Consider the following 551-nt stretch of genomic DNA (forward strand, 5'->3'; position numbering starts at 1 on the left):
CAGGGTTTGTGCAGCGAACCGCTGACCCGCATCGGCCTGTCCGCCACGCAAAAGCCCATCGAGGCGGTGTCGCGCTTTCTGGTGGGCACCGGCCGGCCTTGCGAGATCGTCGATATCGGCCACGCACGCCCACGGGACCTGGATATCGAAGTGCCGCCGGTGCCGCTGTCGGCCGTCATGGCCAACGACGTGTGGGAGCTGGTCTACGACCGCCTCGCCGAACTGGCCAGGCAACACCGCACCACGCTGATTTTCGTCAACACCCGGCGCCTGGCCGAACGCCTGGCCCGGCACTTGAGCGAGCGCCTGGGCAAAACCGCCGTCGCCGCCCACCACGGCAGCCTCGCGAAGGAAATGCGCCTGGACGCCGAACAACGGCTCAAGGCCGGTGAGCTGCAGGTGTTGATCGCCACTGCGTCGCTGGAACTGGGGATTGATATCGGCGATGTCGACCTGGTGTGCCAGATCGGCTCGCCCGGCTCGATCAACGGTTTTCTGCAACGGGTCGGACGCTCCGGGCATCAGGTCGGCGGCACGCCCAAGGGCCGGTT

At 67.2% G+C, this 551-nt stretch carries 1 protein-coding gene; it reads left to right on the forward strand.

All coding sequences use genetic code 11. The features are described 5' to 3' along the window. A partial coding sequence (locus HX846_RS29125) for a helicase-related protein (RefSeq protein ID WP_256740067.1) occupies window positions 1-551 on the forward strand: 551 nt, incomplete at both ends.

The organism is Pseudomonas sp. K5002 (assembly GCF_013386655.1).
Lineage (GTDB): Bacteria > Pseudomonadota > Gammaproteobacteria > Pseudomonadales > Pseudomonadaceae > Aquipseudomonas.